This window comes from Amycolatopsis sp. ATCC 39116 (assembly GCF_000231075.2).
GTDB classification, from domain to species: domain Bacteria; phylum Actinomycetota; class Actinomycetes; order Mycobacteriales; family Pseudonocardiaceae; genus Amycolatopsis_E; species Amycolatopsis_E tucumanensis.
In genome coordinates this window covers 16,835-39,952 of the sequence record NZ_AFWY03000017.1, presented here as the reverse complement: position 1 = coordinate 39,952, position 23,118 = coordinate 16,835, and the positions used below count along the sequence as shown (strand labels likewise).

General features: G+C 73.4%; 23 protein-coding genes. 12 read left to right on the top strand and 11 right to left on the bottom strand.

Translation table 11 applies throughout. The annotated features are described in order from the left end of the window. The first annotated feature begins 31 nt into the window (after positions 1-31). The 4 genes from AMY39116_RS0319280 (at position 32) to AMY39116_RS0319265 (ending at position 4,921) form a co-directional block, all read left to right on the top strand. Positions 32-1,549, top strand: a complete 1,518-nt coding sequence (locus AMY39116_RS0319280; RefSeq protein WP_020419278.1) for a M1 family metallopeptidase — start codon at positions 32-34, stop codon at positions 1,547-1,549. Between the two features lie 2 nt (positions 1,550-1,551). Continuing rightward, positions 1,552-3,012 (top strand): alpha/beta fold hydrolase, encoded by a 1,461-nt coding sequence (locus AMY39116_RS43210; RefSeq protein WP_051123567.1) that lies wholly within the window; start codon positions 1,552-1,554, stop codon positions 3,010-3,012. A gap of 211 nt (positions 3,013-3,223) precedes the next feature. Further along, the gene (locus AMY39116_RS46195; RefSeq protein WP_157358612.1) at positions 3,224-3,418 is read left to right on the top strand and encodes a hypothetical protein; all 195 of its coding nucleotides are present in this window, start codon (positions 3,224-3,226) and stop codon (positions 3,416-3,418) included. Positions 3,419-3,553: 135 nt separating this feature from the next. Then, positions 3,554-4,921 (top strand): FAD-binding oxidoreductase, encoded by a 1,368-nt coding sequence (locus tag AMY39116_RS0319265; RefSeq protein WP_020419275.1) that lies wholly within the window; start codon positions 3,554-3,556, stop codon positions 4,919-4,921. A 41-nt stretch (positions 4,922-4,962) separates the two neighbouring features. Here the strand turns inward: AMY39116_RS0319265 and AMY39116_RS0319260 are convergent, their stop codons facing one another. Further along, entirely contained in the window at positions 4,963-5,883 is a 921-nt protein-coding gene (locus AMY39116_RS0319260; protein WP_020419274.1) for an AraC family transcriptional regulator, read from the bottom strand. A gap of 81 nt (positions 5,884-5,964) precedes the next feature. On the opposite strand from AMY39116_RS0319260, the gene AMY39116_RS0319255 reads away from it, so the two are divergent. Then, a complete protein-coding gene (locus AMY39116_RS0319255) occupies positions 5,965-6,396 on the top strand; it encodes a nitroreductase family deazaflavin-dependent oxidoreductase (protein WP_020419273.1) in 432 nt (143 codons plus the stop codon). Positions 6,397-6,726: 330 nt separating this feature from the next. Here AMY39116_RS0319255 and AMY39116_RS0319250 read toward each other — a convergent pair whose 3' ends face one another. The 3 genes from AMY39116_RS0319250 to AMY39116_RS0319240 are packed head-to-tail and all read right to left on the bottom strand — an operon-like array spanning position 6,727 to position 9,134. Then, positions 6,727-7,365, bottom strand: coding sequence for a YigZ family protein (locus AMY39116_RS0319250; RefSeq protein ID WP_020419272.1), 639 nt, complete (start codon positions 7,363-7,365; stop codon positions 6,727-6,729). A gap of 9 nt (positions 7,366-7,374) precedes the next feature. Beyond that, positions 7,375-8,481, bottom strand: coding sequence for a cell wall metabolism sensor histidine kinase WalK (locus tag AMY39116_RS0319245; protein ID WP_020419271.1), 1,107 nt, complete (start codon positions 8,479-8,481; stop codon positions 7,375-7,377). Then, the gene (locus AMY39116_RS0319240) at positions 8,478-9,134 is read right to left on the bottom strand and encodes a response regulator transcription factor (protein WP_020419270.1); all 657 of its coding nucleotides are present in this window, start codon (positions 9,132-9,134) and stop codon (positions 8,478-8,480) included. The genes AMY39116_RS0319245 and AMY39116_RS0319240 overlap by 4 nt, the downstream gene beginning before the upstream one ends. A gap of 125 nt (positions 9,135-9,259) precedes the next feature. Between AMY39116_RS0319240 and AMY39116_RS0319235 the strand changes: the two genes are divergently transcribed. From AMY39116_RS0319235 to AMY39116_RS0319210, 5 genes are all read left to right on the top strand, one after another. Then, positions 9,260-10,036: a cyclase family protein gene (locus tag AMY39116_RS0319235; RefSeq protein WP_020419269.1), complete on the top strand. Its 777-nt coding sequence runs from the start codon at positions 9,260-9,262 to the stop codon at positions 10,034-10,036. Further along, a complete protein-coding gene (locus AMY39116_RS0319230) occupies positions 10,033-11,661 on the top strand; it encodes a thiamine pyrophosphate-binding protein (RefSeq protein ID WP_020419268.1) in 1,629 nt (542 codons plus the stop codon). Before AMY39116_RS0319235 ends, AMY39116_RS0319230 begins: the two co-directional genes overlap by 4 nt. Positions 11,662-11,757: 96 nt before the next feature. Further along, positions 11,758-12,423 (top strand): DUF4097 family beta strand repeat-containing protein, encoded by a 666-nt coding sequence (locus AMY39116_RS0319225; protein ID WP_020419267.1) that lies wholly within the window; start codon positions 11,758-11,760, stop codon positions 12,421-12,423. A 242-nt stretch (positions 12,424-12,665) separates the two neighbouring features. Beyond that, entirely contained in the window at positions 12,666-13,670 is a 1,005-nt protein-coding gene (locus tag AMY39116_RS0319220) for a TerC/Alx family metal homeostasis membrane protein (RefSeq protein ID WP_020419266.1), read from the top strand. Between the two features lie 122 nt (positions 13,671-13,792). Further along, the gene (locus AMY39116_RS0319210; protein ID WP_039791641.1) at positions 13,793-14,173 is read left to right on the top strand and encodes a nuclear transport factor 2 family protein; all 381 of its coding nucleotides are present in this window, start codon (positions 13,793-13,795) and stop codon (positions 14,171-14,173) included. Here the strand turns inward: AMY39116_RS0319210 and AMY39116_RS0319205 are convergent. The 5 genes from AMY39116_RS0319205 to AMY39116_RS0319185 are packed head-to-tail and all read right to left on the bottom strand — an operon-like array spanning position 14,158 to position 18,779. Continuing rightward, a complete protein-coding gene (locus AMY39116_RS0319205; RefSeq protein WP_020419263.1) occupies positions 14,158-14,904 on the bottom strand; it encodes an HpcH/HpaI aldolase/citrate lyase family protein in 747 nt (248 codons plus the stop codon). The genes AMY39116_RS0319210 and AMY39116_RS0319205 overlap by 16 nt on opposite strands. Then, positions 14,901-15,665: an SDR family NAD(P)-dependent oxidoreductase gene (locus AMY39116_RS0319200; protein WP_020419262.1), complete on the bottom strand. Its 765-nt coding sequence runs from the start codon at positions 15,663-15,665 to the stop codon at positions 14,901-14,903. Before AMY39116_RS0319200 ends, AMY39116_RS0319205 begins: the two co-directional genes overlap by 4 nt. After that, a complete protein-coding gene (gene hisD, locus AMY39116_RS0319195; protein WP_020419261.1) occupies positions 15,650-16,951 on the bottom strand; it encodes a histidinol dehydrogenase in 1,302 nt (433 codons plus the stop codon). The genes AMY39116_RS0319200 and hisD (AMY39116_RS0319195) overlap by 16 nt, the downstream gene beginning before the upstream one ends. Continuing rightward, positions 16,936-17,625: an alpha/beta fold hydrolase gene (locus AMY39116_RS43205; protein WP_020419260.1), complete on the bottom strand. Its 690-nt coding sequence runs from the start codon at positions 17,623-17,625 to the stop codon at positions 16,936-16,938. The genes hisD (AMY39116_RS0319195) and AMY39116_RS43205 overlap by 16 nt, the downstream gene beginning before the upstream one ends. An 11-nt stretch (positions 17,626-17,636) precedes the next feature. Then, complete coding sequence (locus AMY39116_RS0319185; protein WP_020419259.1) at positions 17,637-18,779, bottom strand: cupin domain-containing protein; 1,143 nt, start codon at positions 18,777-18,779, stop codon at positions 17,637-17,639. A gap of 118 nt (positions 18,780-18,897) precedes the next feature. On the opposite strand from AMY39116_RS0319185, the gene AMY39116_RS0319180 reads away from it, so the two are divergent. Then, entirely contained in the window at positions 18,898-19,893 is a 996-nt protein-coding gene (locus AMY39116_RS0319180; protein ID WP_020419258.1) for a LacI family DNA-binding transcriptional regulator, read from the top strand. A gap of 3 nt (positions 19,894-19,896) precedes the next feature. On the opposite strand, the gene AMY39116_RS0319175 is transcribed toward AMY39116_RS0319180, so the two are convergent. Together AMY39116_RS0319175 and hisD (AMY39116_RS0319170) are read right to left on the bottom strand one after the other, a co-directional pair. Beyond that, positions 19,897-20,760 carry a carbon-nitrogen hydrolase family protein gene (locus AMY39116_RS0319175; protein ID WP_020419257.1) on the bottom strand — a complete coding sequence of 288 codons (864 nt, stop codon included), beginning with the start codon at positions 20,758-20,760 and terminating at the stop codon, positions 19,897-19,899. Then, positions 20,760-22,088: a histidinol dehydrogenase gene (gene hisD / locus AMY39116_RS0319170; protein ID WP_020419256.1), complete on the bottom strand. Its 1,329-nt coding sequence runs from the start codon at positions 22,086-22,088 to the stop codon at positions 20,760-20,762. The genes AMY39116_RS0319175 and hisD (AMY39116_RS0319170) overlap by 1 nt, the downstream gene beginning before the upstream one ends. Before the next feature lie 72 nt (positions 22,089-22,160). On the opposite strand from hisD (AMY39116_RS0319170), the gene AMY39116_RS0319165 reads away from it, so the two are divergent. Next, a complete protein-coding gene (locus AMY39116_RS0319165; RefSeq protein WP_020419255.1) occupies positions 22,161-23,114 on the top strand; it encodes a LysR family transcriptional regulator in 954 nt (317 codons plus the stop codon). The last annotated feature ends 4 nt before the right edge of the window (positions 23,115-23,118 follow it).

Genomic DNA, 23,118 nt, shown 5'->3' with positions numbered 1-23,118 from the left:
AGCGATCACGGAAGCGGAAGGGAAATCGAGCATGCGAGGCAGGACGTGGGCCGCGGCGGCGGTGCTGGTGGGGGCGGCGCTCAGCCCGGTCACCGCGGACGCCGCGACCGGCACGCCAGGGGCGACCAGCGCGGGGGAACGGCTGATCCCGACGCTGGGCAACGGCGGTTACGACGCCACGGGTTACGACGTGAGCTTCGACTACGACCCGGCCGTCACCACCATGCGGTCGTCGGTGGTGATGACGGCGCGCGCGACGCAGAACCTGTCGTCGTTCAGCCTCGACTCGGTCGGGCAGCGGATCGAATCGGTGACCGTGAACGGCGTCCCGGCCACGTTCACCGTCGACCCAGCGCACGAGAAGCTCCTGGTCACCCCGGCGAAGACGCTGCGCGAGGGCCGGACGTTCGAGGTCCGCGTCGGCTACACCGCCGACCGCGCGCAGAAGCCGGTCCCGCCCTACTACGACTGGCCCGCCGACGTCCCCTTCACCTGGGAGAGCTGGGCCGGCACCGACTCCGGGTTCGCCCTGATGGGCCAACCGGACCGGGCGCACCTGTTCTTCCCGTGCAACGACATCCCGCGCGACAAGGCCCGGTTCACCTTCCGCGTCACGGTGCCGCGGGACCGGCAGGTCGCGGCCAACGGCACCCTGCGCTCGCTCACCACCCACGACGACCGCTCGTCCTATGTGTACGGAACCGCGACGGACATCCCGACGAACGTGGTGCAGGTCGCGGTCGGCAAGTTCACCACGGTCGAGCAGACCGGGCCGCACGGGTTGCCGATCGTCAGCCACGTCCCGTCGACGATGGGCGGCTTCCGCGTCCCGCCGCAGGCGACCGAGCAGTACGGGATCACCGACGCCAACGTCCTCCCGCGGATCACCGAAGCCGCGCGGCGCACGCCGGAGCAGGTGCGGTGGCTGGAGGACACGCTGGGCCTGCCGTTCCCGTTCGAGAAGTACGGCGTGCTCGGCGTGGTCGGCCCGTACGACGGCGTGGCGCTGGAGACGGCGACCCTGTCGACGTTCTCCGCGCCGGCACTGGCGCTGCCGCCGGAGCTGCAGTCGGAGACCATGGTGCACGAGCTGGCGCACCAGTACTTCGGCGACGCCGTCTCCCCGGCATCGTGGGACGACATGTGGCTCAACGAGGGCCACGCGATGTACTACCAGAACGTCTTCGGCGCGTCACAGGGCTACCGGAACCTGGCCGACACGATGCGTGAGCTGTACCAGCAGGACCAGTCCATCCGCGACCAGTCGGGCCCGCCGGCCCGCCTGACGAGCCCGGGCGGCATCCTGCTGGACACCGACCTGCCCGGCGCGCTCACGTTGTTCGCACTGCACGAGACCGTGGGCCAGCAGACGTTCGAGCGCATCGAGCGCGCGTTCTACCTGGAGCACCGGGGTGGCTCGGCGACGACGGCGGACTACATCGCGACGGCGAACCGGGTGTCCGGCCAGGACCTCACCCCGCTGCTGACGGAGTGGCTGTACGGCGCCAAGACACCCGCGATGCCCGGGCACCCGGATTGGCGGCCGTGACCATGCGCCGGTTCGTCACCCTCGCCCTGACCGCCGTGCTGACCGTGTCCGCCGTTCCTGCGCAGGCCGATCCGCTGCGTGCCGTCGAGACCCAGCCGGTCCCGTGGGCGCCGTGCGCGGACCTGCCCTTGGAGTGCGCGACCATCGCGGTGCCGCTGGACTACGCGCATCCGGGCGGCCGTCGCATCAGCATCGCGATCAGCCGGCACCGGGCGACCGATCCGGCGCACCGCCGCGGGGTGCTGCTGACCAATCCGGGCGGGCCGGGCCTGTCCGGGCTGGCCTTCCCGCTCAGCTACGCGGACCAGGACCTCGCGCGGGTCTACGACATCATCGGCATGGATCCCCGTGGTGTCGGGGAATCGACCCCGCTGCGCTGCCTGCAGCCGCCGTTCCCGGCGCTGGACCGGCCGACCCGGCCCACGGACGCCGACATCGTGAAGATGGCCGACTTCGCGCGGCGCACCGAGCAGGGTTGCCAGCAGATCAGTGGACCGCTGCGGCCCTACATGAACACACCGAACACGGCGCGGGACATGGACGTCGTGCGGGCGGCGCTCGGCGAAGCCAAGCTGAACTACCTCGGCGTGTCCTACGGAACCACGCTCGGTGCAGTGTACGGCACGCTCTTCCCCGGTCACCTGGACCGCAGCGTGCTCGACTCGGCCCTGCACCCGACCGCGCCGTGGCACGACCAGGGCTACGCCGCCGCGGCCGCGCGCCGGTCCAATCTGGACGACTGGGCCGCGTGGGCAGCCTTTCGGGACAGCGAGTTCCGGCTGGGCTCGACACCACGCGAAGTCGAGGAGAACGTCGAGGCGCTCGCGGCCGTGCTGGAGACCCGGCCCGCCGGCGCCTACCACACCGTCGCGGACCTGGACAGCAGCGCCGAGACGGGCTCCGAGTTCGTGCCCGTGGACGCGACCCGCTACCCCGGGCAGTGGGCGGAGCTGGCCCGGTCGATTCGTGCCGCGCTGGACTCCCCCGGCCCGGTGCGCGCCCCGTCCCCGGCGGCCGGCTCGGTCGAAGTGGTGGACAACGCGCACGACACGGTGATCTGCGACTGGCGGTGGCCGGCCGACTTGGCGGTGTACGAGCGGGACCTGCGCTACTACCGCGAGGCCATGCCCTACGGCGCGACGGCTTCGGTCGCGGGTGAGCTCGCGCCCGGCCCGTGCGCCTACCGCTCGTTCCCGCGCACGCAATACCTGCCGAAGCCGGTCCGCGCCGGTTACCCGGCGGGCCTGGTGGTGCAGGGGCAGCGGGACACCACCACGCCGTACGTCAACGGTGTCGCGATGGCCGCCGCGTTGCACGAGCCGCTGGTCACCGTCGCCGACGGCGTGCACGGCCAGTTCGGGCTGAACCCGTGCGTGAACGCGATCGTCAACCACTACCTGGTCGACGGCGTCCTCCCCGCGCCGGGCGCGAGCTGCCCCGCGGCGGGCGCGACCACCAGGTGACGACGCCCCGCGCGTCATCGCCGACGGTGCGGCCGCCTTCGGCGGCAGGCTCGACCCGCCCGGACGCGGACCGCTAAGCGCTGCCCGACGAGCAGGCGGCGGTGCTTGCGAACGCGGACGAGCCGACGTACGCCATGGGTTCCTTCCTGATGTTGTCCTCGCTCCACGGTGTCGAGGGCGAGCTGATCGAGGCCTTCCGTACCGGCCGCGCGTGTGCCCGCCAGTTCGACGCCGCGTCTTCCGCCCCGGCTACGCGGCCGATCTCGTCACCGCCTGGCTGCCCGCGCTGGACGGGGTTGTCGCCAAGCTCGACCACGCGACGGTGGCCGACGAACCCTCGATCCACGCCGCCTGGCCGGTGAAGCCGGACTGTCCCGGTGGAAGTGCGTCGCCGAAACGCCGGTGAGCCGCGTGTACGAGGCGAGGCGGTAGCGCCACGGGTCCGAACCCGTGCCCGTAAGGGAACGCCGCCGCGATCCGCGGAACGGCCACCCTGCCGAGCGCGTGTCCATTGTGGAAACGCCTACGAACAGGGGAACTCATGACGCAGCCGAACACCGCGGAACTCGCCCGCGCCGTACAGGGGGCGGTGCTCCGGCCCGGCGATCCCGGGTACGCGGAGGAATGCGCCGGCTTCAACCCGATCCACCCGCTGACCCCGGCGATCGTCGTCGCCGCGGAGAGCGTCGACGACGTCCGCCACGCCGTCCGGTTCGCCCGCGACAACTCGATGCCGGTCGCGGTGAAGGCGACCGGGCACCAGGTCGTGGACCCGGCGGCGGAAGCGCTGCTCATCACGACCCGCCGGCTCGACGAGGTGAGCGTGGCGGGCCGGGTCGCCCGCGCCGGCGGCGGGGCTCGCTGGCAGCAGGTGCTGGACGAGGCGGCCAAGTCCGGGCTGGCGCCGATCGCCGGGTCGGCGCCCTCGGTCGGCGTGGTCGGCTACTCGCTGGGCGGCGGGCTGAGCCCGGTCCTGGGGCGGAAGTACGGCTACGCGGCCGACCACGTGCGCCGCATCGAGATCGTGACCGCCGACGGTGAGTTCCGCGTGGCGTCGGCGGAGCCCGAGCTGTTCTGGGCGCTGCGCGGCGGGATCGGCAACTTCGGGGTGGTCACGGCGATCGAGTTCGACCTGTTCCCGCACCCCCGCTTCTACGGCGGTGCCCTGTACTTCCCCGGCGCCGACACCGAAGCGGTGCTGCGCGCGTGGCGGGAGTGGGTGCCGACGCTGCCGGAGGAGGCCACCACCTCGGTGATGGTGCAGCGCCTGCCCCCGATGCCGGAGCTGCCGGAACCGCTGCGCGGCGCGTTCGTGGTGCACCTGCGGTTCGCGCACCTCGGCGAGGCGGCGGAGGCGGAACGGCTGCTGGCGCCGATGCGCGCCGCGGCCCCGGCCGTGCTGGACCTGATCGGCGAGAAGCCGTTCACCTCGATCGCCGAGATCCACCTCGACCCGACCGACCCGATCCCGCACTTCTCCGGGGGCGCGTCGCTGGGTGAGCTGAGCGACGCCACGGTCGGGAAGCTGGTGGAACTGACCGGCCCGGATTCCGGCTGTCCCCTGCTGGGCGTGGAACTGCGCGCGCTCGGCGGCGCCTTCGACCGGGAGCCGGCGACACCGAACGCCGTGCCGAGCCGGGGCGTGCCGTTCGCCCTGTACGCGCTGGGCGTCGGCGGCCCGGACGCCATGCCGACGATGGGGGCCTACTTCGACCGGATCGTGGACGGCCTGCGCCCCTGGACCACCGCCCGGCGCACCCCGACGTTCCTCGTTGAACGGGACGCCACGCCCGCCGGCGTCCGCGCCGCCTACGGCGACGCCGTGCACGACCGCCTGGCCGCGGTGAAGCGCGCCTACGACCCGGCGAACACGTTCCGCTTCAACCACAACATCCGGCCCGGAGGCTGATCCGCGACGGCGGTGGGCCGTCCCGTCCGGCCCACCGCCGGTCACACCCGCGCCGACCTCCGATAACCGCCCGGCGCGTGACCGCGATCCCGCCGGAAGGCCCGGCTGAACGCGTACACCGAGGTGTAGCCCACCGAGCGGGCGACGGCCTCCAGCGCGTCGTCGGTGTCCCGGAGCCGGACCGCCGCGAGATCCATCCGCAGCCGCGTCAGGTAGTTGCCGAAGGACTCGCCGGCGACCGTGCGGAACCGGCGGGCGAGCGTGGTCCGCGACACCGCCAGCTCGGCCGCGAGCAGGTCGATCGTCCACCCCCGCGCTGGATCCTCGTGGAGCTTCGCGATCGCCGCGCCGACCAGCGGATCGCACAGCACGCCGAGCCAGGACCCGCGTGCGCCGGCCGGGTTCCGCGCCACCCACACCCGCAGCAACTGCACGAGCAGGATGTCGACCAGCCTGCTGAGCACGACCGCGGTGGCGAGCTGGGGACGCGCGAGCTCCCTGGCCAGCAGGCGGACGGTGTCGTCGAGACAGCTGCCGCCGTTGTCCGCCCGGATGTGCACCACCTCCGGGAGCGAGGCGAGCACCTGGGTGGACACCGCCGGGTCGTACTCGTAGGAGGCGCTCAGGATGTGGGTCTGGACCTCGCCGGTGCCGAAGCGCAGCACACCGCCGTCGGCCCTGGCCCGTTCCGCGGCGTCGCAGTCGCACGTGTCCGCCGGGGCGTCCGGCGCGCTGGTCAGGGTGTGCTCGGTCCCGGTCGGCAGCAGCACGACGTCCCCCGGCATCAGCTGCGCGGGCGGGCGGCCGGGCACGCCCAGCCAGGCGGTGCCCGCCGTGACGGCGTAGAACCCGGCGCCGCCGATCCAGCTCCACGAGATGCCCCACGTGCCGCCGGCGGCGATGCGCGCGCCGAGGACGCCGCGGACTCCCGCCACTTCGAGCGCGTCAGCCAGCAGGTCCATGCGCTCAACAGTAGCAGCGGATGACACGATCGGATATGAATCTGGCTCTTTCGAGCATCGATCGGGTCGTCACGCTCGCTTATGATCGACGTTGTGACCGACATCGACTTCGACGCGATGAACCGCGACGTCATCGCCCAGTTCCGCGCCAACGGCGGCAAGGCCGGGGGCATCTTCGAGGGCAGCCCGCTGGTCCTGGTGCACCACGTGGGTGCGAAATCCGGCATCGAGCGGATCGCCCCGCTGGTCTACTACCGCGAGGGCGACCGGATCTTCGTCTTCGCCAGCAAGGGCGGCGCCGACGAGAACCCCGCCTGGTACCACAACCTGGTGGCGAACCCGAAGACGACGATCGAGCTCGGCGACGAGACCTTCCCCGTGATCGCCCGCGTGCTGGAGGGCCCCGAGCGGGACGAGATCTACGCGAAGCAGTCCGCCGTGCAGCCCCAGTTCGCCGACTACCAGCGCAAGACCAGCCGGGTCATCCCGGTGATCGAGCTGGTGCGGGTCTGATCCGTCAGGGGAGGAAGAGGTCCAGGTCCCCCGGGTGAGGAGGTGCGTCGTGGCGGTGCTCGAAGACGTTCGCGCCTGGGCTCGGAGCTCGAGCGCTCCTACCCGGTCTACGTGCGCGGTCGACTGAAGTTCCGGGTCGGGCCGACCCTCTACGTCGCGTTCTCCGCCAATGAGACGGTAATTGAGTTCGCGTTCCCGAAGGAGGAGCGCGCCGCGCTGGAACCGGCCGAGGCCCGCGAACTCCTCGTGGACGCGTGCGCGTGGTGGTTCCGAAGAAGGTCTCCCGCGCCTACGACCTCGCCCATCCCGGTGTGGTGCGGGTCTGACGCGTCAGGGGAGGTAGAGGTCCCTCGTCCCCGCGTCGAGGGCCTCGGCCTCGCCACCCGTCCGCTCCGCGAGCCACGCGCCGAACGCGTCCCGGTCGGCCTCGGTGACCGCGACCGTCAGCGTGACGTCCGCGCCGTAGTCGATGTCCTGCAGCCGGTACGGCGAGTTGCGCAGGTCGTGTTCGAGGCGGCCGGCGACGTCGTGCGGCACGGCGATCAGCAGTTCGCGGTGCCGCACCCGGCGCAGCGTCCCGACGGCGTCCAGGGTTTCCGCCAGCGCGCCGGAGTAGGCGCGGACCAGGCCGCCCGCGCCGAGCTTGATCCCGCCGAACCACCGCGACACCACGGCGACGACGTCGGTCAGGTTGCGGCGCGCGAGCACCTCGAGCATCGGGACGCCCGCGGTGCCGGCGGGCTCCCCGTCGTCGTTGCTGCGGACGGTCATCTCACCGGTCTCCGGATCGCCGATCCGCAGCGCCGTGCAGTGGTGGTTCGCACCGGGCCCGGCCTTGCGCACCCGGGCGATCACCGCCGCGGCGGCCGCCACGTCATCGACCCGCGCGACGGTGCACACGAACCGGGACCGCTTGATCTCGACCTCGTGCTCCCCGTCGCGGGCGATCACACCGACCTCACCGTGCACCAGCCGATGCTATGCGGCGGGCAGCCGCACGGTGACGTCCAGCCCGCCGCCGGGGTTGGCGGCAGCCGTGAGCGTGCCGTCGTGGGCGAGCACCACGGCACGCACGATGGACAGGCCCAGCCCGGCACCACCGCGGCTGTTCTCCCCGCGCACGAACGGCTCCAGCAGGCGTTCCACGCGCTCGGCCGGCACGACGGCGCCGGTGTTGACCACACGCAGCACCACACCGTCGGCACCGGCCCGGGTGGACACCGCCAGTGAGCCGCCCGGGTGGTTGTGGCGAACCGCGTTGCCGATCAGGTTGGCCACCATCCGCTCCAGCAGCACCGGCTCGCCACACAGCCAAGCGGGGTCCAAATCCCGCTCCACCTCGATGTCCTGAGCGGACAGTCCACTCGCGACACCGGCCAGCGACTCGGCGGCGAGCGCGGACAGGTCGAGCCGGCGGCGGTCGCCCGCGCCGGCCTGGCTGCGCGCCAGCGCCAGCAGCCCGTCGAGCGTGCGGCGGCTGTTGTCGGCCGCGTCCCGCACGTCCGCGGCCATCGTCAGCAGTTCGGCGCGCGTGGGTTCGCCGTCGAGCGTCACGTCGACCGCCGTGCGGATCGTCGTCAGCGGGGTGCGCAGCTCGTGCGCGGCGTTCGCGCTGAACAGCCGCTGGCTCTCCAGCGCCCGGTCGCGGTCGGCCATCCCCCGCTGGATCCGGTCCAGCATCCCGTTGATCGTCTCGGCGAGCGCGGCCAGCTCGTCGTGCGGCGGGCGCACCGGCACCCGGTGCGACAGGTTCTCCGCGGACAGCCGCCGCGCGGTGGCCGAGATCGTGCGGATGGGCCGCAGCACCCGGCCGGCCACGAGCCAGGCGACCAGCCCGGCCACCGCGGTGACGGCCGCCAGCGCGATCCACCCCTGCCCCAGCAGCGTCGCGAGGGTGTCCTCGCGCACCTCGCGGGCGAGCACCTCCACGTCCAGGGGCGGCGGGCCGGAGCCGGTGATCTGCACCAGCACCGCGCGCCGCCGCGTCAGCAGGTAGGTGACCACGGTCAGGACCGCGCCCGCGACCAGCACCAGCGCGGTGTAGACCAGGGTCAGCCTGCTGCGGGCGGACAGCCGCGCCGTCACGGCCGCAGCCGGTAGCCCGCGCCGGTGACGGTCTCGATCAGCGGCGGTCCGCCGAGCTTGCGGCGCAGGGTGCCGACGGTGATCCGCACCGCGTTGGTGAACGGGTCGGCGTGCTCGTCCCACACCTTGTCCAGCAGGGTCTCCGCGCTGACCACGGCGCCGTCGGCGGCCAGCAGCTGTTCGAGCACGCCGAACTCCTTGGGCGCCAGCGACAGCAGCCGCCCGCCACGTTCCGCGGTGCGCCGGCCCGGGTCGAGGGTCACGTCACCGGCACGCAGCACCGGCGGCCGGGCGGGGGCGCTGCGCCGGGCCAGCGCGTGCACGCGGGCGACGAGCTCGGTGAACGCGAACGGTTTGCCGAGGTAGTCGTCCGCGCCGAGGAAGAGCCCGTCGACCCGGTCGCTGACCGAGCCGGACGCGGTCAGCATGAGGATGCGCGCGCCACCGCGTTCGGCGAGGCGGCGGCAGACCGTGTCGCCGTGCACGACCGGCAGGTCCCGGTCCAGCACCACGACGTCGTAGGGCGTGAGCTCGCACTTCTCCAGCGCGGTGCGCCCGTCCCCGGCGAGGTCGACGGCGAAGCCCTGCTTGCGCAGACCGGTGACGATGTAGCCGGCCAGGGGCTGTTCGTCCTCCACCAAGAGCACCCGCATGGCGCGAGTATCGCTGGCGGGACCTATGGATTCCGTATGACCGGGACCGTTGCGCGGGTGGCTAGTCTCGTTCCGAGCGCGGGCCGCGCACGACCGCCGGAGCGCCACGATCCGAGGAGGTTCCGATGCCCGTCCTGGCCGATCTGCTGTCCGCGCTGCGGAGCAGCCGCGTCGAGGTCGTCGATCTGACCGCGCCGCTGTCGGAGAGCACGCCGGTGCTGCAGCTGCCACCGCCGTTCGCCAACACCACCGGCTTCCGGCTGGAGGAGATCAGCCGCTACGACGACCGCGGCCCGCGCTGGTACTGGAACGACATCCACACCGGCGAGCACGTCGGCACGCACGTCGACGCGCCCAACCACTGGCTGTCCGGCAAGGACGGCCCCAGCGTCGACCAGATCCCGCTGCGCACGCTCATCGGGCCGGCCGCCGTGCTGGACATGTCGGCGCGGGTCGACGACGATCCCGACTTCCTGCTGGGCATCGACGACGTCCGGGACTGGGAACGCGAGCACGGGCCGCTGCCCGAGGGCGGCTGGCTGCTCTACCGGACCGGGTGGGACGCACGCTCCGGCGACCAGGACAGCTTCCTCAACGTCAGCGACGGCGCTTCGCACACCCCGGGCGTGTCGCCGGAGTGCGCGCAGTGGCTCGCCGAGGAAGCCCCGATCGCGGGGTTCGGCGTGGAGACCGTGGGCACCGACGCCGGCCGCGCCGCCGAGCTGGAGCCGATCTTCCCCTGCCACGACCGCCTGCTCGGCGCGGGCAAGTGCGGGCTGACCCAGCTGCGCAACCTCGCGCAGCTGCCGCCGACCGGCGCCCTGCTGGTGGTCTCGCCGCTGCCGATCGTCGGCGGGTCGGGCAGCCCGGCGCGCGTGTACGCGCTCGTGGAGCGGGCGTGATCGTCGCCGAGGCGGTCGGGCGGGTCCTGGCGGAGCTGGGCGCCGGTCCGGTGTTCGGCGTGGTGGGCAGCGGCAACTTCCACGTCACCAACGCGTTGCGGGCGGCCGGGGTCGCCTTCCACGCCACCCGCCACGAGGGCGGCGCGGCCACCGCCGCCGACGCGTGCGCGCGGATGAGCGGCCGGGTCGCGCTCGTGTCGACCCACCAGGGCTGCGGGCTGACCAACGCGGTCACCGGCATCGGCGAAGCGGCCAAGAGCCGCACCCCGCTGATCGTCCTCACCGCCGAGTCGCCCGCCGCCGATCCGCTCAACAACTTCCGCATCGACCAGGACGGGCTCGCCCGGGCGGTCGGCGCGGTCGCCGAGCGTGTGCACAGCCCGGAGACCGCGGTGGCCGACACGGTGCGCGCGTACCGGACCGCGCTGCACGAGCGCCGCACGGTCGTGCTGAACCTGCCGCTGGACGTGCAGGCCGAGCCCGCGCCGCCGCTGGAAGCCATCGAGCCGGTGCCCGCCCCTCCCGCGCCGGAGCCCGATGCCGCCGCGGTGGCCGAGCTGGCCGAGCTGCTCGCCGCCGCGGAGCGGCCGGTGTTCATCGCCGGCCGGGGTGGCCGGGGCGCGGCCGCGGAGATCCGGGCACTGGCCGACGCGTGCGGCGCGCTGCTCGCGACGTCCGCGGTGGCGCACGGCCTGTTCCACGGCGACCCGTGGGCGCTGGGCATCTCCGGCGGGTTCGCCTCCCCGCTGACCGCGGAACTCGTCCGCGATGCCGATCTCGTCGTCGGCTGGGGCTGCGCGCTCAACCGGTGGACCACCCGCCACGGCAAGCTGATCGGCGCCGGCGCCCGCCTCGCGCAGGTCGACCTGGAGGCGAGCGCGATCGGCGCGCACCGGCCGGTCGACGTCGGCGTGGTGGGCGACGCGGCGGTGACCGCCCGCGCGGTGCTCGCCGAGCTGGGTGACCGGAGGAAATCCGGCTACCGCTCCCCCGCGCTGCGGGACCGGATCGCCGCGCGGGCCCGCTGGTCGGCGGCCGACTACCGCGACGAGTCGACCGCGGACCTGATCGACCCGCGCACGCTGTCCGCGGAGCTGGACCGGATCCTGCCCGCCGAGCGCGTGGTGTCGGTGGACTCGGGCAACTTCATGGGTTACCCCAGCGCGTTCCTGGACGTGCCGGACGAGTTCGGGTTCTGCTTCACCCAGGCCTTCCAGTCCATCGGGCTGGGGCTGGCCACCGCGATCGGCGCGGCGATCGCCCAGCCCGGACGGCTGCCCGTCGCCGCCCTCGGCGACGGCGGGTTCCACATGGCGGCCCAGGAGCTCGACACGGCCGTGCGGCTGGGCCTGCCGCTGCTGGTGGTCGTCTACAACGACGCCGCCTACGGCGCGGAGGTGCACCACTTCACCGGCGACCACGCGACCGTCCGGTTCCCGCCGACCGACATCGCCGCGATCGGGCGCGGGTTCGGCTGCGCCGGGGTCACCGTCCGCACCGTCGCCGACCTGCGGCAGGTCTCCGCGTGGCTGGCCGGCCCGCGGGAGAAACCGCTGGTCGTGGACGCGAAGATCATCGACGACGGCGGGTCGTGGTGGCTGGCGGAGGCCTTCCACGGCCACTGACGTCCCGTGTCAGCGGCCGCGTCAGCGCGGTGGCGGTCCGGTGTCAGTGCAGCGGGCGATGGTGTTCCCATCAAGCCGCTCAGCAAGGAGAGACCGATGCAGAACTTCGCCACCACCGCCCCGATCGCCGCCGTCCTGACCGTCCCCGCCGGGCGCATCCACCTGGCCGCCGCGGACCGCGCCGACACGACCGTCGAGGTCGCCCCGGCCGACCCCGGCAAGAGCCGCGACGTGCAGCTGGCCGAACAGACCACCGTCACCTACGCCGACGGTGTGCTGCGGGTCGAGGCGCCGGAGCCCGGCAACCGGGTCTTCGGCCCGTCCGGTTCGGTGGCGGTCACCGTGCACCTGCCCGCCGGCTCCCGCGTCGACGTCACCAGCAATGCCGCTGAGCTCCGCGCCACCGGCCGCTTCGGCAACGTCAGGGTGGCGGGCGCCTACCGCGACATCCACCTCGACGAGGCCGCGACGCTGCGGCTCACCGCGACCGACGGTGACGTGGAGGTCGGCCGGGTCGGCGGCGCCACGGAGATCACCACCGCCCGCGGCGACATCCGCCTCACCGAGGCCGTCAGCGGCACCGTCGTGCTGCGCACGCAGGCGGGCGACATCACCGTCGGCGCGGCGGCCGGTGTCTCGGCCACCCTGGACGCCGGCACCGGCCACGGCCGGATCAGCAACGCGCTGAAGAACAACGGCAACCCGGAGCTGACCATCCGCGCCACCACCTCGCAGGGCGACATCGCCGCCCACAGCCTCTGACCGGGAAGGGCCGGCGCCACTGGGGCGCCGGCCCTGTTCAGTCCCATGTGGACGGTTCGGCCGGTTACCGCGTACGGGTGACCCTCTTTACACGGTGTCCGATTTGTCCGATACTCGGTCCCGAGGGGAGTACTTCCCAAGGTCCCTGACCGGTCAGTACGGACACCCGGCGTGTCCCCGGCAGGGCGCCCGCGATGCGGGTGAAGGAGACCTCGAACGCTGACGGTGTTCGAGGAGGCCCCATGTCGCACCAGTCCGCGGTCGCCGCTGCCGCGCCCGCGTCGTCGATCGGCAGCCCGTGGTTGTGGGTGATCAGCATCGCCGTGCTGCTGGCCCTGCTGGCGGCCGATTTCCTCGTGACGCGGCGGCCGCACGAGGTGTCGCTGCGTGAGGCCGCCGGCTGGTCGGTGTTCTACCTGACGCTGCCGCTGGTGTTCGCCTTCTGGTTGTGGACCGCGTTCGGCGGCGCGCAGGCGCTGGAGTTCGCCACCGGGTTCGTCGTCGAGAAATCGCTTTCCGTCGACAACCTCTTCGTGTTCATGCTGCTGCTGGCGGCGTTCGCCGTGCCCGTCGAGGTGCAGCAACGGGTGCTGCTCTACGGCATCGTCGGCGCGCTGGTGCTGCGTGGCATCTTCATCGCCGCCGGCGCCGCGCTGTTGCAGGCAGGCACGTGGGCGTTCCTGGTGTTCGGCCTGATCCTGTTCGCCTCGGCGGTGAAGATCCTGCACGAGGCCCTCAGCGGACCGGAAACGGACCCCGACGTGTCGCGGATGCGCTCGGTCCGGCTGCTGCGCAGGCTGATGCCGGTCACCGACGACTACCGCGGCACGCGCCTGGTGGTCCGCGAGCGCGGACGGCGGGCACTGACCCCGCTGACGCTCGTGGTGGTGGCCGTCTTCGCCACGGACGTGGTGTTCGCCGTCGACTCCGTGCCCGCGGTCTACGGCATCACCGAGGACCCGTACCTCGTCTTCACCACCAACGCGTTCGCCCTGCTCGGCCTGCGTGCGCTGTACTTCGTGCTGCACACCGCGCTGGCCAAGCTCACCCACCTCAACCACGGGCTCGCCGTCATCCTGGCGTTCATCGGGGTCAAGCTCGTGCTGCACTGGGCGCACGAGGTGTGGCCCGCGGTGCCGACCATCCCCACCCCGGTCTCGCTGCTGGTCATCGTGCTGATCCTGGCGACCGTGACGATGACCAGCCTGCGGTCCGGCAAGCGCGCCGCCGAGCGGAGCCCGTCATGACCGGCCTGCTGGTCGACGCGGCCCTGATCACGCTGCTCGTCCTCGCCGCGATCGTCACGGTCCTGGTCCTGCTGGACGCGCGGCCGCCGCGCTGAGCCGCCGTCCGGTGCCACACTCACCGGATGGACGAGCGACGAGTGCGGTCCTGGGTCGACGGCTACGAGCGCGCGTGGCGGTCACCGGGCACCGGCGCCCTGGCGGAACTGTTCACCGACGACGCGACCTACCGGCAGTCCCCGTACCGCGAACCGGTGCGGGGACTGCCGGCCATCGCCGCGATGTGGGAGGCCGAGCGGACCGGCCCCGACGAGGACTTCCGGATGACCAGCGAACCGGTTGCCCTCGACGGGGACACCGCCGTCGTGCGGGTCGAGGTGACCTACGGCGAACCCACGCGACAGCAGTACCGGGACCTGTGGATCATCCGCTTCGCCGGGGACGGCCGGTGCCGGGCGTTCGAGGAGTGGCCGTTCTGGCCGGAGAAGTCCTACCGCCCGGACTGACCGGCCAGGTCGCGCAGCGTGTGGAGCAGCACGTGCGCCAGGTTGTAGATCACCGCGCCCGGCGGGGCCGCCGCGGCCTGCGCCGCGCCGCCCACGATGCTCACCATCGGCTTGCCCGCCCGCTCCGCCGCGTTCGCGACCTCCGCCATCGCCTGGCGGACGCGGGGTTCGGCGGCACCACCGGTCAGGCCCATCGCCACCGACAGGTCCGCGGGACCCACCAGCACCGCGTCGACGCCCGGCACGGCCAGGATCTCCGGCGCCGCCGCGCACGCCTCCGGCGTCTCGATCATCGGCACGACCAGCGTGGTCTCCGCGGAGCGCGACAGGTGCTCGGCGATGTCGCGCGCGCCGAACCGGCCGGCCCTGCTGTAGGTCGCGAAGCCGCGCTCGCCGAGCGGCGGGTAGTGCGCGGCCGCGACGACCGCCCTGGCCTGCTCCGCGGTGTCGACGTGCGGCACGATCACGCCATCCGCGCCCAGGTCGAGGACGCGCAGGACGAGCGCGGGCTCGGCCGCCCCGGCCCGGACCAGCACGCCCAGCCCGTGCGCCTGGGCCGCGACGACGTGCTGCTGCAGCGGCACCAGGTCGGCGGGCCCGTGTTCGCAGTCGAGCACGACGAAGTCGAGCCCGGCGACGCCGGCCATCTCGACGAGCGTTTCCGACGGCAGCCGCAGCAGGCCGCCGAGCAGCCGCTCCCCCGCCGCCAGGCGTTGTTTCAGCGTCCTCACCGCGCCACCATCCCTGCCGACAGGTCGATGTCCGCCGCACACAGCCCCGGCATCCGCAACATCGCCAGCACCCCGGCCGCCACCTCCGCCTCCGTCACCATCCGGCCCAACGCCGACCGCCCCACAAAAGCCCGCTCCGCCTCCTCGTAACTCACGCCGGTGCGCTCGGCCTCCAGCCGGAAGTTGCGTTCCATGCGCGGCCCGGCCACCGGCCCCGGCGACAGCGAGTTCACCGCCACCCCGTGCGGCCCGACCTCGCCCGCGAGCGTGGCCGTCAGCCCGATCACCGCCATCTTCGACGCGCAGTACGGGGTGCGCCGCAGCAACGGCCGCTTCCCGCTCACCGACGCGATGTTCACGACGTCCCCCGCCCCGCGCGCGACCATCGGCGGCAGGAACGCCCGGCACACCAGGTACACGCCGCGGACGTTGACCGCGAACACCTCGTCCCACTCGTCCGGCTCGACCTCGGTCAGCGGCTTGACCGGCCCCGCGACGCCGGCGTTGTTGACGAGCACCGAGATCTCCTCGTCCGCCAGCTCCGCGGCCAGCGCGGCGACCGAGCCGGGGTCGGCCACGTCGCACACCGCCGCCCGCCCCGGCCCGGGCAGGGCGGCCACCGTCTCGTCCAAACTGGACCGCCGCCGCCCGGTCACCACGACCCGCGCGCCGGCCTCCGACAGCGCCACGGCGATCGCCCGGCCGAGGCCGTTGCCGCCGCCGGTGACCAGCGCGGTGCGCCCGCTCAGGCCGGGTTCCACGCCAGCTCCCCCCGCCGGAACCCGGCCGCGCGCACGTCGCCGGACCGCGCGTGGCCCTCGAACAGCTCGACCCGCGCCGCCCGGCCGCACACCTCGCCCAGCCGCTCGCTCGACTCGCTGCTGGTGACCTCCTGGTAGGTCACGGTCTTGAGGTACTTGCCGACCCACAGCCCGCCGGTGTACCTGGCCGCGCCGCGCGTCGGCAGGACGTGGTTCGTGCCGATCACCTTGTCCCCGAAGGACACGCAGGTGCCCGGGCCGAGGAACAACGCGCCGTAGTTCCGCATCTTCTCCAGCGCCTGCCGCGGCTGCGCGGTGAGCACCTGGACGTGCTCGGACGCGTACGTGTCGGCCAGCGCGAACGCCTCGTCGGCCGAATCCACCACGTGGATCTCGCCGTGGTCGCGCCACGCCGGCTCGGCGAAGTCGCGGGTGGGCATGCCGGGCAGCAGCGCCTCGACGTGGTCGAGCACCTCCCGCGCGAGGTCCGCCGAGGTGGTGATCAGCACCGCGGGCGAGTCCGGCCCGTGCTCGGCCTGCGACAGCAGGTCCACGGCGACGACGAACGGGTCGGCGGTGTGGTCGGCGATCACCAGCACCTCGGTCGGCCCGGCGAACAGGTCGATGCCGACCTCGCCGAACAGCTGCCGCTTGGCCTCGGCGACGTAGGCGTTGCCGGGGCCGGCGATCAGGTCGACGCGCCCGATGGTCTCGGTGCCGACGGCCAGCGCGGCCACCGCCTGCACCCCGCCGAGCAGGTAGATCTCGTCGGCGCCCGCCAGGTGCATGGCGGCGACGGTGGCATCGGGCACCTCGCCCCGGATCGGCGGCGTGCACGCGGCCACCCGCGACACCCCGGCGACCTTCGCGGTCACGATGGTCATGTGCGCCGACGCGGTGAGCGGGTACCGGCCGCCGGGGACGTACGCGCCCGCCGCGGCGACCGGCACGTGCTTCTGTCCCAAGTGGACCCCGGGCAGGGTCTCGACCTCGAACTCGCGCATCGAGTCCCGCTGGTGCCGGGCGAAGGTGCGCACCTGGTCCTGCACGAACCGGATGTCGTCCAGCACCTGGGCCGGAACGCGGGCGACGATCTCCTCGATCCGCTCCGGGGAGAGCCGGAACGACTCCGGCGACCACGAGTCGAACTTCGCCGAGTACTCCCGGACCGCGGCGTCGCCGCGGTCCCGGATGTCGGCGATGATCCCGCGGACGCGGTCGGCGACGTCGTCCCGCTGGGCGGCGACCTGCTCGGCGGGGACGGCGGATTTCAGGACCTTGGGCATCGGAACTCCTTCGGTAGGCCGCGCAGCCAGTCGCGCAGCAGGGTGGTCGTGGTGTCCGGGGCTTCGAGCGTCAGCAGGTGCCCGGCCCCGGGGATGACGTGGCAGGTGGCGTCCCGCGCGTGCGCGGCGATCTTGTGGTGGAAGGCAGGCGGGCAGAGCGCGTCGCGTTCGCCGCACAGCACCAGGACCGGGCAGGACAGCGTCGCGATCGCGGCGTGGGCGTCGCGCCGGGTGGCTTGCGCGGCGAGCTGGGACCGGAACACGGCGGGCCCGACGCGACCGGCCATGCCGAGAAACCGTTGACGCAGCACGGGATCCGGCTCGGCGAACATGGTCGGCAGGATCCGGGCGACGGCCGCCTCGAACCCGCCGTCGGCGGTGAGCCGGTCGAGCTCCGCCCAGCCCGCCAGCTGCTCCCGCCGCGGCGCGCCCGCGTTGGTCGCCATGGCGCAGAACCCGGCCAGCCGCCCTGGCGCGCGCCGGGCGACCTCGAACCCGGCGATCGCGCCCAGGCTCAGCCCGGCGAGCACGAACGGGCCGTCGACCGCGGCGAGGATCTGCTCGGCCATGCCGCCGATGTCCGGCGCGGTGATCTCCGCGTGCACGACCGGCGACGGCACGTCGACATCGGCCCACAGGTCCGCGTCGCACAGCATGCCGGGCACGAGCACCACCGGCGGCGCCGTCACCGCCCGGCCGGCCGCGGCAGCAGGTGGTAGGGCGCGAGGTAGCCGTTGTGGTCCACGCCCACCCCGGCGTCGGCGGCCGCTTTGACGACCTCGTCGTCCCACTCCAGGCGCACGCGCCCGTCCCCGCTGTTGACGACGAGCAGGCTGGCCGTCGAGTCGGACACGTTGCGGATGCTGCGCCACGCCCCGCGCGGCACGGACAGCATGTCCCACGGGCCCAGCCGCACGCTCACCTCGTCGTGCCGGTTGAGCGTCACCTCCCACTCGCCGTCCTTCACCATCAGGACCTGCGTCTCGTCGTGGCGGTGCAGCAGCACGCCCTCGCCCGGCTCCGCCCGCAGCCATGCCACGTTGTGCCCGTGCGGCTGGTAGACGCGTGGTTCCTGGTCGCGGTCCTCGGTCATGCCGAACCCGATCACCGCGGCCAGTTCGGCGCGCCCGCCGGGCAGGACGCTGCCCAGCAGAGCCCGCGAGGACCACCGCAGGTCGCCGGCGGTGGCCACCCGCCGGCGCATCCGGCCGGCGTCGTAGGAGGGCAGTGCGGCGATGTCCTCGGCGGCCATCGGCCGGACCAGCTCGGCCGGGTCGGGCACCTCGTCGCCGGCGACGGTGTCGACGAGCCGGTTGTCCGCGGTCAGGTACAGGCCGTGGCCCTCGGCCTCGCGCAGCACCGACGGGCCCCAGATGATGCCGCCGGTGTCGTCGTGGCCGAGCACGGTGAACAGCCAGCCGTCGTCGGGGCCGATGTTGGTGAACCCGCGGAAGATCCACGTCGGGATCGAGGCGATGTCGCCCTCGCGGAGCACCAGTTCGCCCTCGTCGCCGTCGGCGCCCCAGCGGAGCAGGAACTCGCCGCGGAAGCACAGGAACACCTCGGCCGTGAAGTGCAGGTGCAGGTTGTTGGTGATGCCGTGCGGCATCGCCGCGGCGCCGATGTTGAACCCGTGCGGCTCGCGCAGGTTCACCACCTGGTTCGGGTTCTGCGTCACCCCCGGGCCGATCATCGAGTAGTTCTCCTTGCGGTCCGAACCCGGGGTCCGGCAGTCGATGAACGCCTGGTTGCAGGACACGAAATCGGCCCGCCGGATCGTCCGGCGCCGCAGCTCCTCCGCCGTGACCCGCCCCTCGCCGTTGACCATGACACCCTCCGCAACGTCGTTGTTAATACGTATGCATGCCATCATCCCCACGGTTGCCTGTCAAGGGGTCGATTCGGCTAGGATGCGTATGCACAGGGCCGGACCGGGGAGGGCGCCGATGTCGATCACGAGCCATGACGTGGCCCGGCTCGCCGGGGTCTCCCAGCCGACGGTCTCGCGGGCGCTGCGCGGCGACCACCGGGTCTCCGCGGCCACCCGAGAACGGGTGCGCGAAGCGGCCGAAGCGCTCGGGTACGTACCCAGCGAGGCGGGCCGGAGCCTGTCCACGCGCTCGACCCGCCGCATCGGCGTGGTGGTCACCGACCTGACCAACCCCTTCTACCCGCACCTGATCGGCCCCCTGCACGACACGCTCGAACGGCACGGCTACCGGATGATGCTGTTCACCGAGCGCAGCGAAACCGCGCTGGAGACCGAGCGGCTGCTGGACCGCTCCATCGACGGCGTCGTGCTCACCACGGCGGTCATCGGCTCCGCCCTGCCCGCCGAGCTGACCCGGCGCGGGCTGCCGTTCGTGTTCCTCAACCGGGAGACCGGCAACGACAAGGCCGACGCCGCGGTGGTGGACAACGAGGCGGGCGGGCGGCTCGTCGCCGAGGAGATCGTGCGGCTCGGCCACACCGACGTCGCCCTGATCGGCGGGCCCGCGGAGACCACCACCGGGCGGGACCGCGAACTGGGGTTCCGGGTGGGCCTGTCGGAGGCCGGGGTCGGCCTGCCGCGGCACCGCGTGCGGCGCGGGCCGTTCGACTACGGCACCGGCTACCAGGGCCTGCTCGACCTGATGGCCGGGGACTCCCGTCCCAGCGCGGTCTTCTGCGGCAACGACGTGATCGCGATCGGCGCGATGAACGCCGCGCGCCGCCTGGGGATCGACGTGCCCGGCGACCTGACCGTCATCGGGTTCGACGACCTGCCGATGGCGTCCTGGGAGACGTTCGACCTCACCACGGTCCGCCACGACCTCGACGGGATGGCCCAGGCGGCCGCGGACCTGCTGGTCGAACGCATCTCCGGCAGCGCGGAGGAGGCGCCGCGCCGCGTGACGTTCGCCCCGGAGCTGGTGCCGCGGGGGACGCACGCGGCGCGGTGACCCTCACGCCTCCGCGGTCCGCCGCTGTTCCGCCGCGGCCCAGGCCGCCGGCGTGAGCGCGCCGCCGTAGAGCGGCATCGGGATCGGCTCGTCGCCCTCCCGCAGCTGGTCCCACACGCGGGTGACGCCGAAGCTGCCGTGCCGCCGCACGGCGGTCACCGCGTCCAGGTCGACCACGGCGGTGAGCACCCCGGCGGCCGCGCCGGGCAACTCGGCGAGCACCTGCCCCTCCGGCCCGGCCAGCACCGAGTGCCCGAGACCGGTCGGGCCGGCCGCGTTGACGCTCGCGACGAACACCTGGTTGACGATCGCGTTGGCGCGGGCGAGCACGATCTCCTGGGCGCGGTCGGCGGTGTCGGTGCGCACCACGTTGAGCACCAGCTCCGCGCCCAGCCACGCCAGGTGCCGGGTGACCTCGGGGAACCAGGCGTCGTAGCAGACGGACAGCCCGACGCGGCCGACGCCCGGGATGGCGAACACGACGAACTCCCGGCCCGGCCGGAACGGCTCGTGCGGGCGCCACGGGAACACCTTGCGGTAGGCGGCGGCCAGCTCACCCTCCGGCGAATACACCACCGCCGTGTCGTAGACGTGCCCGTCGTCCCCGAGCTCGGCGACGCTGCCCGGGCACAGCCACACGCCGAGGTCCCCGGCCAGCTCGGCGAAGCACCGGTGCCGTGGCCCGGTCAGTGGTTCCACGCTGTCCACTGTGTCCAATTCGGACTCGCCCGTGAGGTGCAGTTCCGGGTAGGCCAGCAGCCGGGTGCCCGGGAACCGCCGCATCGTGGCCGTGGCGTGCGCGGCGAGCCCGTCGAGATCGGTGCGACCCGGCACCTGGGCGAGCGCGAGGGTGAGCGGCCGTCCCATCAGGCCTCCTGCAATGCCAGCCGCTGCGTGCGCAGGGTGGCGGTGGCGCGGTGGGCCGCCATGCCCTCCGAAGCGGAGATCACCTCGACGGCGCCGGCGAGCGCGGGCGTGGCCTCGCGGGCGACCCGCTGGTAGGTCAGCGGGCGGAGGAACCGGGACACCGACAACCCGGCGCCGTGCCGGGCGCCGCCCGCGGTGGGCAGCACGTGGTTGGTCCCGGCCATGCCCTTGTCGGAGTAGGCGACGGTGCTCCACGGCCCGAGGAACAGCGAGCCGTAGGCGGTCAGGTGCTCGTGGTACCAGCCGTCGTCGGCGGTCTGGATCTCCAGGTGCTCCGGCGCGAGGTCGTCCATCAGCGCCGCCGCGGTCTCCCGGTCGGCGGCCACGGTGATCGAACCGTGGTCGCGCCAGGCCGGGCCCGCGATCGGCGCGGTGGCCAGCGTCGCGAGCTGGCGGTCGATCTCGGCGGACACCTGGGCGGCCAGGTCGGCGTTCGTCGTGATCAGCGCCGCGGGCGAGTCCGGGCCGTGCTCGGCCTGGCCGAGCAGGTCGGCGGCGACGAGCTCGGGATCCGCGGTCTCGTCGGCGATCACGGCCACTTCGGACGGTCCGGCGAGCAGGTCGATCGCGACCGTGCCGAACAGCTGGCGCTTCGCCTCGGCCACGAACGCGTTGCCCGCGCCGACGAGCATGTCCACCGGCGCGTCCCCGACCAGGCCGTAGGCCATCGAGGCGAGCGCCTGCACCCCGCCCAGCAGGAAGACCCGGTCCACACCGGACACGTACGCGGCGTAGAGCACGGCGGGGTTGGGGCCGCCGTCCGGCTGCGGCGGGGTGCACGCGACGACCGACGGGACCCCGGCGGCCTTGGCGACGTTGACGGTCATGAACGCGCTCGCGGTCAGCGGGAACCGGCCCGCCGGGAGGTAGGCGCCGACGCGCTGCACCGGAACGTAGCGGTACCCGGCGACCAGGCCCGGTTCGAGCTCGACCTCCAGATCCTTCAGCGCGTCCCGGGACGCCTTGGCGAACGCCGCGGTGCGGGCGGCGCCGAGTTCGATGGCCGCGCGCAGGTCGCCGGGCAGCGCGTCGCCGCTGCGGCGCATCTCCTCGCGGGAGATCTCCAGCGGCCTGCCGTCGTAGCCGTCGAGTTCGGCGGCGTAGCGGGTGACGGCGTCGAGTCCCTCGGCGCGGATCCGGTCGAGCATGCGGGTCACGGTGTCGATGACGCCCGCGTCGCGCTGAGCCGGGGCGCCCCCGGCCGCGGGCTCCTTGACGACGGTGAACCGGCCGGCGAAGCGGCGCTGGGTGGCTTCGGTGAAGTACATGCCCGGAAAGCTAGCTCCACACCGGACACAGGACCACCTTGTCTTCCGTTGGGACACCTATAGGATTTCCTTGTGACTCTGACGCAGCTGCGCGCACTCGTCGCGGCGGCCGAACTCGGCTCGTTCACGGCGGCAGGCGCCGCGCTCGGCTACACCCAGGCGGCGATCTCGGAATTGGTGCGCAGGCTGGAGGAGGAGTGCGGGCTGCAGCTCTTCCACCGCGGCGGGCGTCGGCTGACGCTCACACCCGCGGGCGCGCAACTGCTGCCGCACGCGCAACAGACGGTGAGCGCGGCGCGCAACGCCGAGGACACGGTGAAGGCGGTGCGCGGGCTGACCGGCGGCGTGGCCTCGTTCGGCCTGTTCCGCAATGCCGACTTCTACCTGCTGGCCGAGCTCGGCGAGCGGTTCGCCGCCGCGCACCCGGACGTGCGGGTCCGGCTGGTCGGGGTCAACGCCGCGCTCGTCGCCGAGGCGGTCGCGGCCGGGGACCTGGAGGCGGGCATCGTCGTCCTGCCGGTCACCCCGGCCGGGCTGGAGATCACGCCGCTCGCCCGCGACGAGGTGCTCTACGTGTCGGCGGATCCCGACCACGTCGCGGCACCGGTGGACATCGAGACGATGGCGCGGCGGCGCCTCGTCCTCTACGACGCGCACGTGGGGCAGGCCGACCCGGACCGGCTGCAGCTGACCGAGCGGGCCCAGGTCGCCGGGGTGCGGATCGAGCCGTTCATCGAGGTCGAGCAGGCCCAGGCGGCACTGCACCTGGTCGCCCGCGGGCTCGGCGACACGTTCCTGTCCCGCGCGGTGGCCGAACGGCTCGTGCGCACCGAGGGCCTGCGCCTGCACACCACGACCTTCGACCCGCCGCTGCACAACACGTTCGCCCTCGTCCGGCGGGAGCACAGCAGGCTCTCCCCCGCCACCGAAGAACTCGCCCGACTCGCGGTGGACCTGCTGATGCGCAACGACATGCTCGAACACCGGCGGCCCCTCCCGGCACGGGAGGAGCCGCCGGTGTCCTGAGTGG

What these genes read in the sequence shown, in the direction of transcription:
- AMY39116_RS0319280 (WP_020419278.1), top strand. Translation starts at nt 32, where the DNA reads ATGCGAGGCAGGACGTGGGCCGCGGCGGCGGTGCTGGTGGGGGCGGCG.
- AMY39116_RS43210 (WP_051123567.1), top strand. Translation starts at nt 1,552, where the DNA reads ATGCGCCGGTTCGTCACCCTCGCCCTGACCGCCGTGCTGACCGTGTCC.
- AMY39116_RS0319265 (WP_020419275.1), top strand. Translation starts at nt 3,554, where the DNA reads ATGACGCAGCCGAACACCGCGGAACTCGCCCGCGCCGTACAGGGGGCG.
- AMY39116_RS0319260 (WP_020419274.1), bottom strand. Translation starts at nt 5,883, where the DNA reads ATGGACCTGCTGGCTGACGCGCTCGAAGTGGCGGGAGTCCGCGGCGTC.
- AMY39116_RS0319255 (WP_020419273.1), top strand. Translation starts at nt 5,965, where the DNA reads ATGATCGACGTTGTGACCGACATCGACTTCGACGCGATGAACCGCGAC.
- AMY39116_RS0319240 (WP_020419270.1), bottom strand. Translation starts at nt 9,134, where the DNA reads ATGCGGGTGCTCTTGGTGGAGGACGAACAGCCCCTGGCCGGCTACATC.
- AMY39116_RS0319235 (WP_020419269.1), top strand. Translation starts at nt 9,260, where the DNA reads ATGCCCGTCCTGGCCGATCTGCTGTCCGCGCTGCGGAGCAGCCGCGTC.
- AMY39116_RS0319225 (WP_020419267.1), top strand. Translation starts at nt 11,758, where the DNA reads ATGCAGAACTTCGCCACCACCGCCCCGATCGCCGCCGTCCTGACCGTC.
- AMY39116_RS0319220 (WP_020419266.1), top strand. Translation starts at nt 12,666, where the DNA reads ATGTCGCACCAGTCCGCGGTCGCCGCTGCCGCGCCCGCGTCGTCGATC.
- AMY39116_RS0319210 (WP_039791641.1), top strand. Translation starts at nt 13,793, where the DNA reads ATGGACGAGCGACGAGTGCGGTCCTGGGTCGACGGCTACGAGCGCGCG.
- hisD (WP_020419261.1), bottom strand. Translation starts at nt 16,951, where the DNA reads ATGCCCAAGGTCCTGAAATCCGCCGTCCCCGCCGAGCAGGTCGCCGCC.
- AMY39116_RS0319185 (WP_020419259.1), bottom strand. Translation starts at nt 18,779, where the DNA reads ATGGTCAACGGCGAGGGGCGGGTCACGGCGGAGGAGCTGCGGCGCCGG.
- AMY39116_RS0319180 (WP_020419258.1), top strand. Translation starts at nt 18,898, where the DNA reads ATGTCGATCACGAGCCATGACGTGGCCCGGCTCGCCGGGGTCTCCCAG.
- AMY39116_RS0319175 (WP_020419257.1), bottom strand. Translation starts at nt 20,760, where the DNA reads ATGGGACGGCCGCTCACCCTCGCGCTCGCCCAGGTGCCGGGTCGCACC.
- hisD (WP_020419256.1), bottom strand. Translation starts at nt 22,088, where the DNA reads ATGTACTTCACCGAAGCCACCCAGCGCCGCTTCGCCGGCCGGTTCACC.